The organism is Paraburkholderia sp. J10-1, from assembly GCF_905220165.1.
Lineage (GTDB): Bacteria > Pseudomonadota > Gammaproteobacteria > Burkholderiales > Burkholderiaceae > Paraburkholderia.
Genome location: NZ_CAJMYW010000002.1, coordinates 17,275 through 33,776 on the forward strand (window position 1 = coordinate 17,275; position 16,502 = coordinate 33,776).

Consider the following 16,502-nt stretch of genomic DNA (forward strand, 5'->3'; position numbering starts at 1 on the left):
ATTCGTGTGTGCAACGCGTCTGCAACGATACCAAGGAACGATGCCGCTGAGAAATGTCGACGCGCTCATGCACGTGTCCAACGTGATGTTAGTATTTCCAGCCTGCTGGATGATCTTATTTGCGGCGCGCAGCTCCATGTCCTCACCTTACGAAGTCCCGGCGCTGCGGCGCATACACGATATTCTCGACGTGCTCGCTCACGCAAAAGGCCCGCTGCGCGCGTCGGCCATCGCGCAGGCCACCGGCCTTTCGCGCAGCACGCTCTACCTGATGCTCGACTCGCTCGAACGCCGGCGCTGGATCGAAAAACGCGCCGACGGCTATATCGTCGGCCTCACGCTGTTCGAACTCGGCAGCGCCTACGTGCGGCACGACCGGCTCCAGGAAGTGTTCCGCCAGGAGGCGACCGTGTTCGTCGCGACGCATAACGAAGTCGTTCAGCTTGCCGTGCTGGATGGCGCCGAAGTCGTGTATCTCGCGCGCGAAGACCCCGCGCGGCCCGTACGTCTCATCTCCGATCTCGGCTCGCGGCTGCCCGCGCACTGCTGCGCGCTGGGCAAGGCGCTGCTCGCCAGCCTGCCCGATGAAGAGGTCGGCGCGATCCTGCCGCGCCAGCTTCCCGCCGTGACGGCCAACACCATCACGCGCAAGCCGGACCTGCTTGCGGCGCTCGCCGCGATACGCCGCTCCGGCCTTGCGCACGAGCGGGAAGAAGTGACGGCGGGGATTGCGTGTTTCGCGGCGTTCGTGGGCGTGACGGCGCTCGGCAAGCGCGTGGCGGTCAGCGCGAGCCTGCCGCTGGAGCGGCTCGATGCGCGCCGCGAAAAGCGCCTGGCCATCGCGGTGGTCGAGATGGCGCAGCGCATCGCCAAGGGGCTGTGACGACGCTAACGCTGCCGCGCGCTCGCGTGCTCAAGCGCTCTGGCGCGGCACGACCGTGTATTGAATGCGCGTTTTCACGGGATGCTGCGCGCTCGCACCGTCCGCTGCCGCGAGGGCGGCGACGATCGCCTCGCCCGTGCGCTGGCCAATGCCGTAGGCATCGACCGAAATCGTGGTGATCGCCGGATAGCAGCACTCCGCGATCTCGAAGTTGCCGAAGCCCGCGACCGCCATATCGCGGGGCACGCTCAGGCCGCGCCGCTGGCACTCCATAATCGCGCCGAACGCCGACATGTCGCTCACGCACATCACGGCCTCTGTGTCGGGCCAACGCTCGAGCAGCTCGGCCATGGCAGGCGCGCCGTGGCTCATCGTGACCGGCGAGCCGCCCAGTTGCACGACGCGGTGCCTGTCGAGCCCGAGCGCCTTCATCTCCATCTGATAGCCCTTGAGGCGGTCGAGGCCGCGCCGGTCCAGATCGCCCGCGCCACCAAGAAAACCAATGCGGCGATGGCCCTTGTCCGCGAGATAGCGCACCATCTCGCGCGCCGCGCTCACGTTGGAAAAGCCCACGGCCATGTCGATCGGCTCCGCGGGCAAGTCCCACATCTCGACGACCGGCACGCCCGAGCGCTGCAGCAGCGTGCGCGTGGCGTCCGTATGCTGCGCGCCCGTGAGCGCAATGCAGCGCGGCTGGTGGCGCAGCATCTGGCGCACGAGTCGTTCCTCGCGGTCGAGGAAGTAGTCGGTGTCGCCGATCAGCAGTTCGAGCCCCTGCGGCTCGAGCACGGCCGTAAGGCCGCTCACGGTGTCCGAGAAGTTGGAACTCGAAAGCGACGGCACGAGCACGGCGACAAACGACGAGCGCCCAGAGGAGAGCGCGCCGGCCGCCGCGTCGGCCACGTAACCCAGTTCGTCGATGGCGCGCTGCACGCGCTCGCGTGTCGCCTCCGACGCGCTGCGCCCCGCCATCACGCGGGACACCGTCATCTTCGAAACGCCCGCAAGACGGGCGACATCGGACATGCGGGGCGGCGAGGCTTTCGGAGCGCTGGTTTTGGACATCGCGGCTGGACGGCAAAATAAAAAGAACGCATATCATAACGGCTGCGCCTTTCTTTTCCTCGTTTCGCGCCGCTGAATGTGATCGTTTTCGTAGGCGTTCATTTAATTCGCCATCCTGATCTTTACACGAACTTGCTGTGCAAGCGTGTGCCGCCCGACTCGGAAATCCGTAAATTCGGTCACAATCGAAGACCGGCGCGACAGAATGCGCATTCCCGCGCACACGCCCGCCGCCCACCACGAGCCAGGAGGAGACTTGCCATGTCAGGACCCGCCCGCACCATTGCCGAGAAACGCGCCGAATTTCGCGCACTCCATGCCGCCGGTTGCTTCGTACTGCCGAACCCGTGGGACGTGGGCAGCGCGCGCTACCTCCAGGGCCTCGGCTTCAAGGCGCTCGCGACCACCAGCTCCGGGTTCGCATGGTCGCGCGGCCATGCCGACAACACCCTGCCGCGCGACGCGATCCTCGCGCACCTGCGCGAGATCGTCGCGGCCACCGACCTGCCTGTGAACGCCGACTTCGAAAGCGGCTTCGGCGCAGATCCCGCAGGCGTCGAAGCAAGCGTGGGCCTCGCCGTCGAGACCGGTGTCGCCGGGCTTTCCGTGGAAGACTCGACTGGCGACGACGCAGCACCGCTGCTGCCGATCGAGGTGGCTGTCGAGCGCATGCGGGCCGCTCGCCGCGCTATCGATGCGCGTGGCGGCGACACCTTGCTCGTTGGCCGCGCCGAGAACTTCGTGGCGGGCGTGCCCGACCTCGACGACGCCATCGCGCGCTTGCAGGCGTATGCAGCGGCGGGCGCGGACTGCCTCTACGCGCCCGGCATCCAGACACGCGAGCAGATCGTGGCCGTCGTGAGCGCAGTCGCGCCGAAGCCGGTGAACGTGCTGATCGGTGCGAAGTCGGCCTTCACGCTGGACGATCTCGCCGCACTCGGCGTGCGCCGCGTGAGCGTTGGCGGTGCGCTCGCCCGCACCGCATGGGGCGCTTTCATGCACGCGGCTCAACGGCTCACCGAAGGGCGTTTCGACGGCTTCGAAGGCGCGGCGCCCGGCGCGACGCTCAACGCCGCCTTCCGCAGCGAGGCCTGACTACGCTGCGTGCGCGATGTGGGCGATGTGGGCGATGTGAGCTATGCACGCGGCTTGCGCGCGGAACGACGAACGCGAGGTGACACCGGCGCCGCCCGCGTGCCGGTGACGTTGCCCGCCCCGCCAAAGCACGCCAGCGCCCACGCCACGAACGCGCGCTGCTTGGGCGCCTGCGCGCGGCGATCCGCGTAAAGCAGATGCATGGGCCGCACCGGCGCGGCGTACGCCTCGAGCAGCGGCACGAGCCGCCCCGCCGCCACCGAAGGCGCCAGGTTCGGCTCGCCCGCGAGCACGATGCCCACGCCTGCTTCCGCCGCCGCGATCAGCGCGCGCGTGTCGTTGCTGCGCAGCTGGCCGCGCGGCTCGACTTCGATCTGCGTGTCGCCGTCCTTGAAGATCCACGTTTGGGGCGCCGGAAAGCTGTCGAACGCGTAATCGAGGCACACGTGCTGCGCGAGTTCGCGCGGATGCGCCGGCGTGCCATGCGCGGCGAGATAGGACGGCGCGGCGCACGGCACGAGCCGATAGGGCGCGAGCGCTCGCGCGACCAGTTGCGAATCGGGCAGCGCGCCAATGCGAAACGCGACATCGAACCCGTCCTGCAAGAGATCGAACTGCCGGTCACTCAGCACGAGATCGACTTTCACGTCCGGGCAATCCGCGAGAAAGGCCTTGATTTCATGCGCAAGCCGAAAAGCGCCGAACGAAACGGGCGCCGTCACGCGCAGCGTGCCTTGCGGGTGGGCGGTTTGCGCGAGCGCGACGGCATCCGCCGCCGCCGCCTCGTCGAGCACACGCCGGCAGGCTTCGAAATAGGCGCGGCCCGCTTCCGTGAGTGCGTGCTTGCGCGTCGAGCGCTGGAGCAGGCGCACGCCTAACGTCTTTTCCAGCGCGTCGACGTGCTTGCCCGCCATCTGCGGCGTCATCGCGAGCATGCGCGCCGCCGCCGTGAACGAACCGGATTCGGCCGTCTTCACGAACACGGTCATGCTGGTCAATTTGTCCACGATTAGAAACCCGCCATTTCAAGTGTTTCGCCTGGATAGCCGATTATCGCACGGGAGTTTCGGCGCTACGCTGAGGTCTCCATGACGAAACTCGGGGATTCCCATGAACGAACATCGTGAACATCGATTGGCTGTCGGCATTCTCGGCGCGGGCGAGATCGGCTCGACGCTAGGCAAACTGCTCGTGCAGGCGGGGCATGAGGTCATGCTCTCGTCGCGTCATCCCGAGGCGCGCACGGAAGAGGCGGCAGCGCTGGGTTGCCGTATCGGCACGCTGGAGGAGGCCACTGCCTTCGGCGAGATCGTGATCGTGGCGCTGCCGCTGTCCGCGCTCGGCGAGATACCGGTCGAAACACTCGCCGGTAAAGTCGTCATCGACACCATGAACTACTACCCGGCGCGCGACGGCGCCATCGCCGCGTTCGACGAATACCGCGCCGCCACGAGCGAGCACGTTGCGCAGCACCTGAATGGCGCACGTGTGGTCAAGGCGTTCAATGCGATTCTCGCGTACGACCTGCCGCGCGAAGAGCGGCCGCCTGTCGAGGGCGGGCGCCGCGCGCTGCCCGTTGCCGGAGACGATGGGCAGGCGAAGGCGCTCGTGGCCGCGTTGCATGCGCAGCTCGATTTCGACGCGCTCGACACGGGTGCGCTCGCCGACAGCTGGCGCTTCGAGCGCGCCAAACCGGCCTATTGCATTCCACTGAACCGCACGCAACTGCGCGCCGCGCTTGCCGCCGCCGAGCGCGACAAGGAACTGCCGCATGGCTCATGGCGACGCAAACCGCGGCCGGAATGACGCATGCTGAAGTCTTGACGATTGCCTGGCATACCGAATCAAATGGCACGAAGGCGTCATCACCCGGCATGCGGATGACGTCAGGCTCAAGCCAAGAGGAAGTGACGCGCGGGCCAGAACGGCCCGGCGTGCGCCACCGGATGCGGCGGCGCGAAACAACGAGGCGCAGCAGCCGCTGCGCCTTGCAAGCTGTGCTTAGTCGTAGTGACGGTGCTTGTGGCGCTTGCCGTGATAGCCGCGCGAATAGTCGTCGGCGTAGGAGTTCGAACGCGAGATATTGCCGCCGAGCGCCGAACCTGCGCCGCCGCCCACCGCTGCGCCAATCAGGCCGCCGGTGCGGCCGCCCATGGCGTTGCCCGCCGCCGTGCCCGCGCCGCCGCCGAGCGCGCCGCCGATGATGGCGCCCGTGCGCTCGCGACGATTCGAAGTGACCGCGCCACCCGCGCCGCCACCCACCGCGCCGCCGATCACGGCGCCGGTGCTGCCGCCCACTGCGCCACCCAAAGCCGCGCCGGCGACGCCGCCAAGCGCGCCACCCAGTGCGTTGTTCATATCGCCGGCCAGCGCCGGCAGCGAGGCCGCAGCAGTCAGCGCAGCAACGGCAACCATCTGGATGAGTTTCTTCGACATAGTTGTTCTCTTACGTTTTTGAGACGGAACCGAGTATAGCGGCCAATGTGAAAGGTCTTTGTAACGCCACTGGCCAAGCGCCGTAAGAGGTGTAACAAAATAGTCCGACGGAACGGACCCCTGCTCGAACTTCGCGGTCGCGCCCCGAAAATGCGACGCGATGTGGCACTCAATCGAGCCTGAACACCTGGACCGCGCTGGCGAGGAGTTCGGTCTGGCGATGCTGCTGCCTGACCTGCTCGACGGTGTCGGCAACGTGCGCCGCGTTCTCGCGTATCGCCACGTCGATACCGGCGATGTTCTCGCCCATCTGGTCGATGCCCGCGCGCTGCGCGCCGGCGGCAGTCGCCATCTCGTGAACGATGGACGACAGCCGTGTGACGCCCTCGAGCACCTGGCCCACCGTGTTGCCCGCGCTTTCGACGAGGCCATTGCCCGTGCGCGCGCGCTCGACCGACTCGCCAATCAGCGCCCGGATCTCCTTCGCGGCGGCGGCGCTGCGCTGAGCCAGCGTGCGGACCTCCTCCGCCACCACGCCGAACCCTCGCCCCTGATCGCCCGCGCGCGCGGCCTCGACCGACGCGTTGAGCGCAAGAATGTTGGTCTGGAACGCGATGCCGTCGATCACGCCGATGATGTCGGTAATGCGGTCGCACGAGCGATAAATGTCGCCCATCGTATCGATCACCGCCTTGATCGCCCCGCGCCCGCGGGACGCGACCTCGCTCGCCGAGTCCGCCAGCGCGCTGGCCGCCATGGCGTGATCGACGCTCTCGTGCACGCTTTGCTTGAGCTGCTCCATGGCCGCGACCATGCTTTCGAGCGAACGGCGCTGCTGCTCGGTCCGATCCGAAAGCACGGCATTGCGCGCGCTGGTGCCGGCAACCGACTCCGAAACCTCACCCACGCTGTCACGCACCTGCAGCAGCGTCTTGCGCACGGCCGCCAGCGTGGCGTGAAAAGCGCCGGCCACGTCGCTCGACGGCCGGCTCGCTTGCTCGCCCAGCGTGATGTAGCCCGACGCCTGCCCGATCCCCTCCGACATGGCCGCGAGTTCGCCCGCGATATTGGCGTCGCGCTCCTGGCGCGCCGAAATCGCCGCGATAAACAAGGTTTGAAGCCAGAGAAACGCCCAGTGCTGCGCCACGACGTCGAAACCCGTTTGCGAAAAGACCCTGACGGGCCAGCCCCACGCCTGCAAGTAGTTGAACGCGAGTTGCTGAACGGAGATGAAAGCGGTCGCGAGCAGGACGACCTGCACGTCGCGATACGCGAGCAGCAGCGAAAGGAGGATGAACACCACGAAGTGAAACTCGTCCTGCCCGCCTCCCACGTCGATCAACAGGGCCGCGCCGCCCATGAAGGTCAGTGCGGAACCCATTCTGGTGATCTTGAGGCCTGGCAAGGCAAGCGCGAGCACGGTGGAAACGAGCGCGAGCGGCAGCCCGACGACGAGCACGGGCGCGAGTGCGTTGAAGTGCCAGCCGACACCCAAGGCCCCCGCCAGAAGAATCCAGTTGACCAGCGCGCAAGCGCGATCGGCGCGTTTGCGCGCATTCATGAGCGGGCTCTCGACGACCGCTGCCCGGCGGGCGGCACTGGCCGGAGCGTACGCCCCGTCGAACGGGGCTTCTGCGAAACTGCTGGACATGGGATTCCCGACTCCTGATTGACAATTCAACTTACGATTGGGGCGCAGCAGACAGATCGAATCACATCTTCGCAGTTATCGGCAGGCTAATTGATGTCTACATAAGGGAAATCCATTGAGAATTTATGGTTGACTTATCATCTACATTCATTTTTGAAGGCCGGCGTTGTAACGAGGCCTAACAAAACCGCACTCGCGGGAGACGCTCCGCAGCGGCATTTTTGTGGCAGGCTTTGTCGATCCGACCTTTAAAAGGCCTCGACCATGTCCCGAACTCCGCACTCTGTTTCTGCGTTTTCCTTCGCAGCCCCGGCATACAGCCTGACGCTGCGCGTGCTGCATTGGCTGACCGCGCTTTGCATGTTCGTGGTGATCCCAGTGGCGTGGTACATGACGACGATGGACCGCCACGACCCGTCGCGCGGCAGTTGGATGACTTTCCACAAATCGATTGGCATGACCGTCCTGCTGCTCACGCTGATCCGCGTGGTGACGCGGCTTTCGGGCACCGCACCGCCGCTGCCGCAGCGCATTCCGGCCTTCGAGCGGAAGCTCGCGCATATCGGCCATGGCTTGCTGTATTTGATTCTCTTAGCCATGCCGATCAGTGGATATCTCAACTCGTATGGCGGCGGCCATCCGGTGAACTGGTTCTGGCTGTTTCAGGTGCCCGCCGTCGTGCCGGCAGACAAGGCGCTCGGCCATCTCGGCTCGAAGGTTCACTACTGGCTCGCGTATCTCACGTACGTGCTGATCGCCGGGCACGTGCTCGCGGTGATCTACCATCAACTGGTGCAGCGCGTGGACATCCTCGGCCGCATGACGGGGCGCGCCGGAAAGCGCTGATGCCCCGAGTCCTCACAGCGCTTGTTCGATCGCCGTGATCAACGCGCTTAGCACACCTTCGACAGGGCGTGATAACCGCCGCTCGCGCATCGTCATCACGCACAGATTGCGCTGGTTGAGCGTCGGCTCGTCGAAGCGCTTCGCCACGAGCGAAAGATCGTCCGCGAGGCCCGCAAGCGAAAGCCGGCTGCCGAGCGTGATCGCGCCGGCCAGCGCCGCGAACGCATGCAAGGCGCTCGAATTGTTGCTCGTGAGAATAGGCTCGAGCTTGATGCCATGGCGCGCGCAGCACTCGTCGAATAACTGCCGGGCCGTGTTGCCGCGTTCGAGCAGCGCGACGGGATACTCGCGCAGGTCCGCGAGCGTCAGCGAGTCGCGTTGCGCGAGCGGATGCTCCGGATCGAGCAGCGCACAGACCGGCGCCTGTGCGCTGTACTGCACGTAGACCTTCGCCGGATCGCCGCTCGAAAACGCGAGCCCCAGATCGGCCTCGCCCATGGCGACCCACTGCTCGACCTGCGACGGCGTGCCCGAGCGCAGATTGAAATGCACGTGCGGCGCCGTGGCGTGATGTTGCGCGAGCACGTGGGGCAGGAACGAGCGCGTAAAGCCCTCCGTGCAGCCGATGCGCACGATGCCGTGCCCGAGCGCCTTGGCCGTGGCGATCTCGGCGAGCACCGCGTCGCCCTCCAGCAGCGCGCGCCGCGCGTGCTCGGCCAGCCGTTCGCCCGATTCGGTCAGCACCATGCCGCGCGGCATGCGCTCGAAGAGCGCCGTGCCCACGTCCTCCTCCAGCTTGCTGATCTGGCGGCTGATCGCCGATACGGCGACGTGCAGGTTTTCCGAAGCCGCCGCCAGCGACCCCGTGCGCGCGACCTCGACGAAGTAGCGCAAGGCGATTCCATGAAGCATCGGCGTATCCGTTCAGTGTACGTGCGTTGCCATTTTGGCAATGCTATCCGCAAATTTTGAAATTGTTGCGAATTTTTGGCGTTCCTAGACTGCTTTCATTCCCCGCACCCAGGCATGAGAGGAGCCCTTTTGAACGAGACCCGACAAACCGCCATCGACCGCGCCTTGCGCGCTTACGACTCCGGCGCGTTCTTCACCGACCTCCAGCGCCGCGTGGGCTTTCGCACCGAAAGCCAGAATCCCGAGCAGGCCCGTGCGCTCGTCGCCTATCTCGCGGACGAGGTAATGCCTTCCCTCACGCCGCTCGGCTTCACTTGCCGCGTGGTCGAGAATCCCGCCAGCTCGCGCGCGCCGTTTCTGATCGCCGAGCGCATCGAAGACCCCGCGCTGCCGAGCGTGCTGACCTACGGCCACGGCGACGTCGTGCGCGGCTACGACGAACAGTGGCGCGAAGGTCTCGCGCCCTGGAGCGTCACGGTGGAAGGCGACCGCTGGTATGGTCGCGGCACCGCCGACAACAAGGGCCAGCACTCGGTGAACTTCGCGGCCCTCGCCGCGGTGCTGGACGCGCGCGGCGGCAAGCTCGGCTACAACGTGAAGCTGATCTTCGAAACCGGCGAGGAAATCGGCTCGCCGGGTCTCGACGCCGTGTGCGCCGCCAATCGCGAAGCACTCGCGGCAGACGTGTTCATCGCCTCGGACGGCCCGCGCGTGCTGGCCGAGCGGCCCACGCTCTTCCTCGGCTCGCGCGGCGGCGTGACGTTCGAACTGCTTGTCGATCTGCGCAAGGGCGCGCATCACTCGGGCAACTGGGGCGGCGCGCTGCGCAATCCGGGTGTCGTGCTCTCGCACGCGATCGCGAGCCTTGTCGACCGGCGCGGCGCCATCGTCGTGGACGGGTTGCGTCCGCCGCCGGTGCCGGCCAGCGTGCGCGAAGCACTCGCCGACATTGTGCTCGGCGGCGACGACGACGCCCCCGCGATCGATCCCAACTGGGGCGAGCCCGGCCTCACGCCCACCGAACGCGTGATCGCCTGGAACACGCTCGAAGTGCTCGCGTTCAAGACCGGCAATCCCGATGCGCCCGTCAACGCGATCCCGCCCACGGCCAAGGCCACCTGCCAGTTGCGCTTCGTGGTGGGCACGGACGCCGCGCGCGTGGGCGAGCATCTCGAAGCGCACTTCGCGCGGCTTGGTTTTGACGACGTGCAAGTGCGTGTCACGCAGACCTCCGCTGCCACGCGGCTCGACCCCGACGACGCCTGGGTGCATTGGGCGCTCGACTCGCTGCGCGCGTCGACGGGCAAGAAGCCCGCGCTGTTGCCGAACCTCGGCGGCACGGTGCCCAACGACGTCTTCGCGTACACGCTCGGACTGCCGACGCTGTGGGTCCCGCACTCGTATCCGGCTTGCGCGCAGCACGCGCCGAACGAACACCTGCTCGGCTCCGTCGCGCGCGAGGCGCTCGCGGTGATGGCCGGACTCTGGTGGGACCTGGGCGACGACGCCGCGCGTCTCGCCAGGACGCGCGCATCGACGCAACCCACCGACGCCCTCGCCTGAAGACCACATAAAGGTGCCCGCCGCCATGTCAGCAAAGCAACCCGTGAGCCTTGCGAGGCTCGTCATCGCCACCTCCGCCGGCAACGCGCTCGAATGGTTCGACATCGCCATTTACGGGTTCTTCGCGGTGTACATCGGCAAGCATTTCTTTCCGGCCGTCAACGAAACCGTGTCGATGCTGCTCACGTTCGGCACGTTCGGCGCGTCGTATCTCGTGCGCCCGCTTGGCGGCGCGGTGCTCGGCGCCTATGCCGACCGCCGCGGACGCAAGGCCGCGCTGATGCTCTCGGTCAGCCTCATGATGGTCGGCACGGCGATCATCGCGCTGATACCCGGCTACGAAACGATCGGCGTGACCGCGCCGCTCGCGGTGTTTGCCGCGCGGCTCATCCAGGGCTTTTCGGCGGGCGGCGAGTTTGGCGCCTCCACGGCCATGCTGATCGAGCATGCGCCACACCGGCGCGGCTTTCTCGCCAGCTGGCAGTTCGCCACGCAAGGGCTCGCCACGCTGCTCGCGGCCTCGTTCGGCTATGGTCTCGCCCGCCTCATGGCGCCTGCCGACCTCGCAGCCTGGGGGTGGCGTCTGCCGTTCTTCTTCGGACTGCTGATTGGCCCGGCGGGTCTCTACCTGCGCCGCTACATTGAAGACGCCGAGGACTTCAAGCACGCCGAGCGTACCGAAACGCCCGTGCGAGAAGTACTGGGTCACCAAAAGCGGCTCGTGCTCACGGCAATCGGCTTGATGACGGTCTCGACAGCGGTCAACTACCTGCTGCAGTACATTCCCACGTTCGCCATCCGCCAGTTGCATCTGCCTGCGGCAACCGGATTCGCGGCGACGATGGCTGGCGGCGTGATTCTCACTGTCGTCACGCCGTTCGCGGGGCATCTTTCCGACCGTATCGGACGGCGCACACAGATGACCTGCGTCGCGCTCCTCTTTCTCGTGAGCGCCTACCCGGGCTTCGCCTGGGCGACCAGCCACGCGAGTGCGATGCCACTCTTCGTACTGATTGCGTGGCTGGCGCTGCTGAAATCCATCTATTTCGGCGCCGTGCCCGCACTCATGGCGGAGATTTTCCCGGCCGCGACGCGCGCCACCGGCATGTCGATCGGCTACAACATCGGCGTGACCGTATTCGGCGGCTTCACGCCGGCCATCGTCACGTGGATGCTGAGTGCGACCGGCGACAAGAGCGCGCCGAGCTACTGGCTGATCGCGACCGCCATGATCAGTTTGTCCGCGCTGGCGTACGTGAGCCGCGTGAAGGTCGCGGCCACGGTTGCACAGCGGGCGACCGCGTAAAAAGCGCTACGCGCGCGCGATATGCTCGACAAGCCGCGCCAGCATCGCATCGCAGCGGCCGAGTTGATCGACGCTCACGAACTCGTCGGGCTTGTGGCCTTGCTCCATGCTGCCGGGCCCGCACACGACCGTGGGAATGCCCGCGCGCGTAAATAATCCACCCTCGGTGCCGAACGCAACCGTGCCGAAGTCGCGCAGCTCGCTGATCACGGCGAGCAGCTGCGCCGCCTCGCTATCCGGCGGTGTTGCCAGGCCAGGATAAGCGTTCAAGGGCTCGAAGCGGATATCGGCATCGGCGTGAACCTTGCGCATTTTCGGCAGCAGTTCCGCCTGCGCATACGACTCGATCCGCTCAGCCACCGTTTGCGCCTCGAAGCCCGGCACCGCGCGCACTTCGAAATCGAACTCGCACTCGGCAGGCACGATATTCAGCGCGCGTCCGCCCGTGACGACGCCCGTTTGCACCGTCGAATACGGCGGATCGAAACGTTCGTCGTGATGTTCGGGCTGGGCGAGTTCTTCGCCGATATTCTCCAGCCGATTGATGAGTCGGGCCGCGTATTGAATGGCGTTCACGCCATACGGCGCGTACGCCGAGTGACACGCCGCGCCCTTCACGCGGCAGCGCATGGCGAGCTTCCCCTTGTGGCCGAGCACAGGCTTCATTTCCGTCGGCTCGCCGATGATGCACAAACGCGGCTTGTGAGCGCGCTTTTCGAGCTCCGCGAGCATCGGGCGCACACCGAGGCAGCCCACTTCTTCGTCGTATGAAAACGCGATATGGACCGGCACGTTCAGCTTGCGCTCGGCGAACCTGGGGACCGCCGCGAGCACGCATGCCAGAAAGCCCTTCATATCCGCGCTGCCGCGCCCGTAAAGCCGTCCGTTCTTTTCTGTGAGGCGGAACGGGTCGACGGTCCATGCCTGGCCCTCGACGGGCACGACGTCTGTATGACCCGACAGCACGACGCCGCCCTTGTCGCGCGGACCGATAGTCGCATAGAGGCTGGCTTTCGTGCGCTCGGCGTTATGAAACAGCTCGCATTCGACACCAAGATCCGCGAGATAGCGCTGCACGAACGCGATCAGTTCGAGATTCGATTCGCGGCTGACGGTCTCGAAGCCGATCAGCCGTTCAAGCAGCGCGCGGCTGGAGCGATCACTCATCGCCTGGCACTCCATAGCTTGGGGCCGCGGTCGGGTTCAACGCGCGCGTGACGTAGTCCTGCATCTGCGGGAGATACGCTTTCCACAGCTGCGCGAGTTGGCCGATGGGATCGTCGTCGGCCCAATCGACTCGCAAATCCACGATTGGCCAGACCTGCGTGTCGACGACCTTGAGCGCGGCCGAATGGACCGGGCCCGCTTCGCCGCCCGCCTCCACCGCGGCATGCATTGCAGCGAGCAGACGCTCGGCAAGCAGCCCTTGAGTGCGCTCGAATGTACGCACCATCGCATCAATGACTTGCGGCGCGGCGAGCATATTGCCCGCTGCAACACATTGATCACCGGCCGAAGCATGATGCACCCCGAGCGCGTTCTCGCCTGTGAAGTACGCGGTGCGGCCCTGCGCGTCGATCACCGTGACTTGCCGATACGCGTTGAACGCATCGGCGTCGCGGGCCTGCTTCAACGCGATATGCGGCGCAAGCTCCTGCCGCTGCATCAGATCGAGGATTCGGGGCCCAAGCGCGGGCAGCGTGACATTCTGCGTCGCGACCGCGCCGACGCCTGCTCGCACCCAGGGGCAACGCGCGCCCACGGCAATACTCGAGGAACTGATGGCAATACCCAGTTGGCCGGTTTCCCGGCAACGTCCGACGATCGAGAATGTCATGCGCCGCTCCTTATGCCTCGCGAGGCGTCCAGTTCTCGGGAATCACCGCGATCACGTCGATCTCCATCAGCCATTGCGGCTGGCCGAGCGCACTCACGCACAAGCCAGTCGAAATCGGGTACACGCCTTTGAGCCACTTGCCGACTTCCTGATAGACCGGTTCGCGATAGCGCGGATCGATGATATAGGTCGTCGTCTTGACGATGTGCGACAGGTCGCTGCCCGCTTCTTCGAGCAACTGCTTGACGTTCTTCATCGCCTGCTCGGCCTGCGCGCGCGGGTCGCCGAGGCCGATCAGCTTGCCGTCGAAGTCGGTGCCGACCTGACCGCGCACGTAGACGGTGTTGCCCGCGCGTACGGCCTGACACAGATCGTTGTCGAGCGTCTGGTTTGGATAGGTGTCCTTCGTGTTGAACATGCGGATGCGGGTATGGGTAGGCATCAGTTCACTCCGATTTCGTTGAGGGTGCTTGCGTGCGATTCGTCGCACGTCTTTTTCGTGGCGAGCGCCACGCGTTCGCGTTGGGCTGCATCGCGATAGTCGAGGTACTTGCGCTGCGTGCCGATGTGATCGGCAATGTGCTTCGCGTCGTGCCAAACGCCCCAGATGAACGACGAGCCTCGGCGCGACAGCCACGGCAAGCCGAGAAAATAAACACCCGGCTCCGTCGAGACGCCGCGCTGATGCTTCGGCTTGCCTTGCGCGTCGAACGCGTCGACATGCAGCCAGCTGTAATCGACGGCATAGCCGGTTGCCCAGATGATCGTCGTCACGCCGGCCGCGGCGAGATCCAGTTCGCGCAGTGGATGCGCAACGCACTCGGGATCGGCCGGGATGTGGCGTGCCTCAGGATCGTTCGGCAGGTCGATGCCGTTGCGCTCGACATAAGCATCGGCAGCGTCGAGCAGCGACATCAGGTTCTCGTCGCCGCGCTTGAGATTGGCCACCAGATCCTGCTCGAACGTCACGACGCCGTTGTCGAACGATTTCGTGACGCCGACGAGCGTCATGCCTTCATGCGCGAGCCGGCGAAAATCGATGGTCTGGCCGCCATATGCGCCGCTCACGGCAATCGTCACGTGCTCGCGCCCGGGCCCTGCCACCTCCTTGTCCCATTCGCCGAGCACGCCGAGCCACCAGCAGAAGTCGCGGTTGCGATAAGCGCGCGGCGGCCGATCGTGCGGCCCGACCGACAGGTACACCGTGCGGCCCGAACGACGCAGTTCGTCGGCGATCTGCGTACCCGACGAACCTGCACCTACCACCAGCACCGCGCCGGCGGGCAACTGCGCCGGATTGCGATAGTCGGCCGAGTGCAGCTGCGTGAGACGTGGGTCCTTCGGTGCGATGGCGGGAATCACCGGGCGCTGAAACGGCCCCGTGGCCACGACAACCCGATTCGCTTCGAACGTGCCGCTATTCGTCTGCACTGCGAAGCCCGGGCGTCCCTGAAGGCGTTCGACGCGCGTCACCTCCACGCCCGTGCGGATGGGCGCATTGAACTTCCTGGCATACGCGACGAAGTAATCGGCGACCTGCTCCTTGCCCGCGAACGCGTCGGGGTCCAATCCTTCGAATTCCATGCCGGGAAAACGGTCGTGCCAGGCGGGACCGTTGGCGACCAGCGAATCCCAGCGGCCCGTGCGCCAGCGCTCCGCAATGCGATCGCGCTCCAGCACGAGATGCGGCACGCCCGACTTGCTGAGATGCTCGCTCATCGCCACGCCCGCCTGACCGGCGCCTATGACCAGTGTGTCGATGGACACGTTGTCAGCCTTCATGGCTGTTCTCCTTCAAATTTGCGAATGACGTCCTGCTCGTCGAAACAAACTCTACGCGCGACGCAGGATAGGAAAAACTATTAAAATAAAATCCCCTGCATCGGATTTACCTATGCAACCGGGTGTGAACTATCGGCCGCCCAGGTTGCGCCTTTACGAGAGATTCCTTGAAATGGACGGCGTATCGATTCGCTACTCACTGCGCCAGTTGCGCTATTTCATCGCGACTGCGGAAACCCTTTCGTTCACCGCTGCGGCGAAGCGGTTGCACATCTCGCAGCCTTCGATCTCGACCGCGCTGGCCGAACTAGAGTCGTCGTTCGGCGTGCAATTGTTCATCCGCCATCACGCAAGCGGGCTCTCGCTCACCCAACCGGGCCGCGATCTGCTTGTGCATGCGCGCAGCCTCCTGAAGAGCGCCGAGGAACTGCAACTCACGGCACAAGAACTCGACGGCGGCGTATCCGGCACCGTCTCGCTCGGCTGCCTCGTTTCGCTTGCGCCGCCGCTCATGCCGTCGCTCATCAGCGCGTTCCTGCGCGAACATGCGTCGATCACGTTCATGACGAGAGAAGCGCATCAGGACGGCCTGCTGAGCGGGCTCAGCGACGGCTCGCTGGATATCGCCCTCACGTATAGCCTCGACATTGCGGAAGGCATCGCCTTCGTGCCAGTTGTCTCGCTGCCGCCTTACGTGATCCTGCCGAAAAATCACCGGCTCGCACGCGCAGCGAAGGTCTCGCTGAAGGACTTGCTGCCGGAGCCTTACGTGATGCTCGATCTTCCGCACAGCCGCGAATACTTCTCGACGCTTTTCGACGCGGCAGGCAGCCGCCCGGTCGCCGCGTTCCGCTCCGCACAGCCCGAAGTCGTGCGCGGCATGGTCGCGAACGGTCTGGGCTACAGCATTCTCAACTTCCCGCTAGAGTCGTGCCGCACCGTGGATGGCGAGGAATTCGTCGTCAAGCGCTTCAAGGAGGCCGTTCCCGCAACGACGCTCGGCATTGCAACGTCGAGCACCGTGCGGCAACGCGAAGTGGTGAAGCGCTTCGCCGCGTTCTGCGAAAGCTATATCCGGCGCTTGCGCTTCAAGCATTGATCAGTCGAAGGCGGCGATCCGCGCGAT

The 16,502-nt window shown here is 65.7% G+C and carries 16 protein-coding genes; 7 read left to right on the forward strand and 9 right to left on the reverse strand.

Going from position 1 to position 16,502, the window contains the following annotated elements:
• The first annotated feature begins 136 nt into the window (after nucleotides 1-136).
• A complete protein-coding gene (locus tag U5A65_RS06920; RefSeq protein ID WP_321945902.1) occupies nucleotides 137-883 on the forward strand; it encodes an IclR family transcriptional regulator in 747 nt (248 codons plus the stop codon).
• 30 nt (nucleotides 884-913) lie between these two features.
• On the opposite strand, the gene U5A65_RS06925 is transcribed toward U5A65_RS06920, so the two are convergent.
• Complete coding sequence (locus U5A65_RS06925; RefSeq protein WP_321916021.1) at nucleotides 914-1,909, reverse strand: LacI family DNA-binding transcriptional regulator; 996 nt, start codon at nucleotides 1,907-1,909, stop codon at nucleotides 914-916.
• A 300-nt stretch (nucleotides 1,910-2,209) separates the two neighbouring features.
• Between U5A65_RS06925 and U5A65_RS06930 the strand changes: the two genes are divergently transcribed.
• Nucleotides 2,210-3,043, forward strand: coding sequence for an isocitrate lyase/phosphoenolpyruvate mutase family protein (locus U5A65_RS06930; RefSeq protein WP_321916022.1), 834 nt, complete (start codon nucleotides 2,210-2,212; stop codon nucleotides 3,041-3,043).
• 41 nt (nucleotides 3,044-3,084) lie between these two features.
• On the opposite strand, the gene U5A65_RS06935 is transcribed toward U5A65_RS06930, so the two are convergent.
• On the reverse strand, nucleotides 3,085-4,050 hold the full coding sequence (locus U5A65_RS06935) for a LysR family transcriptional regulator (protein WP_321916023.1): 966 nt from the start codon (nucleotides 4,048-4,050) through the stop codon (nucleotides 3,085-3,087).
• A gap of 103 nt (nucleotides 4,051-4,153) precedes the next feature.
• Between U5A65_RS06935 and U5A65_RS06940 the strand changes: the two genes are divergently transcribed.
• Entirely contained in the window at nucleotides 4,154-4,849 is a 696-nt protein-coding gene (locus U5A65_RS06940) for an NADPH-dependent F420 reductase (protein WP_321938460.1), read from the forward strand.
• 195 nt (nucleotides 4,850-5,044) lie between these two features.
• On the opposite strand, the gene U5A65_RS06945 is transcribed toward U5A65_RS06940, so the two are convergent.
• Together U5A65_RS06945 and U5A65_RS06950 are read right to left on the reverse strand one after the other, a co-directional pair.
• Entirely contained in the window at nucleotides 5,045-5,479 is a 435-nt protein-coding gene (locus U5A65_RS06945; protein WP_321916025.1) for a hypothetical protein, read from the reverse strand.
• Between the two features lie 169 nt (nucleotides 5,480-5,648).
• On the reverse strand, nucleotides 5,649-7,130 hold the full coding sequence (locus U5A65_RS06950) for a methyl-accepting chemotaxis protein (RefSeq protein ID WP_321916026.1): 1,482 nt from the start codon (nucleotides 7,128-7,130) through the stop codon (nucleotides 5,649-5,651).
• A 264-nt stretch (nucleotides 7,131-7,394) separates the two neighbouring features.
• Here U5A65_RS06950 and U5A65_RS06955 point away from each other — a divergent pair, with 264 nt between their 5' ends.
• The gene (locus tag U5A65_RS06955) at nucleotides 7,395-7,976 is read left to right on the forward strand and encodes a cytochrome b (protein ID WP_321945903.1); all 582 of its coding nucleotides are present in this window, start codon (nucleotides 7,395-7,397) and stop codon (nucleotides 7,974-7,976) included.
• 12 nt (nucleotides 7,977-7,988) lie between these two features.
• Here the strand turns inward: U5A65_RS06955 and U5A65_RS06960 are convergent, their stop codons facing one another.
• Nucleotides 7,989-8,888 carry a LysR family transcriptional regulator gene (locus U5A65_RS06960; RefSeq protein ID WP_321945904.1) on the reverse strand — a complete coding sequence of 300 codons (900 nt, stop codon included), beginning with the start codon at nucleotides 8,886-8,888 and terminating at the stop codon, nucleotides 7,989-7,991.
• Nucleotides 8,889-9,017: 129 nt separating this feature from the next.
• Here U5A65_RS06960 and U5A65_RS06965 point away from each other — a divergent pair, with 129 nt between their 5' ends.
• Together U5A65_RS06965 and U5A65_RS06970 are read left to right on the forward strand one after the other, a co-directional pair.
• Nucleotides 9,018-10,451: a M20 family metallopeptidase gene (locus U5A65_RS06965; RefSeq protein WP_321938467.1), complete on the forward strand. Its 1,434-nt coding sequence runs from the start codon at nucleotides 9,018-9,020 to the stop codon at nucleotides 10,449-10,451.
• A 25-nt stretch (nucleotides 10,452-10,476) separates the two neighbouring features.
• The gene (locus tag U5A65_RS06970) at nucleotides 10,477-11,757 is read left to right on the forward strand and encodes an MFS transporter (RefSeq protein WP_321945905.1); all 1,281 of its coding nucleotides are present in this window, start codon (nucleotides 10,477-10,479) and stop codon (nucleotides 11,755-11,757) included.
• Nucleotides 11,758-11,763: 6 nt separating this feature from the next.
• Here the strand turns inward: U5A65_RS06970 and argE are convergent, their stop codons facing one another.
• The 4 genes from argE to U5A65_RS06990 are packed head-to-tail and all read right to left on the reverse strand — an operon-like array spanning nucleotide 11,764 to nucleotide 15,376.
• Nucleotides 11,764-12,924, reverse strand: coding sequence for an acetylornithine deacetylase (gene argE / locus U5A65_RS06975; protein ID WP_321945906.1), 1,161 nt, complete (start codon nucleotides 12,922-12,924; stop codon nucleotides 11,764-11,766).
• Nucleotides 12,917-13,594, reverse strand: coding sequence for a DUF1028 domain-containing protein (locus tag U5A65_RS06980; RefSeq protein WP_321945907.1), 678 nt, complete (start codon nucleotides 13,592-13,594; stop codon nucleotides 12,917-12,919). The genes argE and U5A65_RS06980 overlap by 8 nt, the downstream gene beginning before the upstream one ends.
• A 10-nt stretch (nucleotides 13,595-13,604) precedes the next feature.
• Entirely contained in the window at nucleotides 13,605-14,036 is a 432-nt protein-coding gene (locus tag U5A65_RS06985; RefSeq protein ID WP_321916033.1) for a RidA family protein, read from the reverse strand.
• Nucleotides 14,036-15,376 carry an NAD(P)/FAD-dependent oxidoreductase gene (locus U5A65_RS06990; RefSeq protein ID WP_321916034.1) on the reverse strand — a complete coding sequence of 447 codons (1,341 nt, stop codon included), beginning with the start codon at nucleotides 15,374-15,376 and terminating at the stop codon, nucleotides 14,036-14,038. Before U5A65_RS06990 ends, U5A65_RS06985 begins: the two co-directional genes overlap by 1 nt.
• Before the next feature lie 172 nt (nucleotides 15,377-15,548).
• Here U5A65_RS06990 and U5A65_RS06995 point away from each other — a divergent pair, with 172 nt between their 5' ends.
• On the forward strand, nucleotides 15,549-16,475 hold the full coding sequence (locus U5A65_RS06995) for a LysR family transcriptional regulator (RefSeq protein WP_321916035.1): 927 nt from the start codon (nucleotides 15,549-15,551) through the stop codon (nucleotides 16,473-16,475).
• The last annotated feature ends 27 nt before the right edge of the window (nucleotides 16,476-16,502 follow it).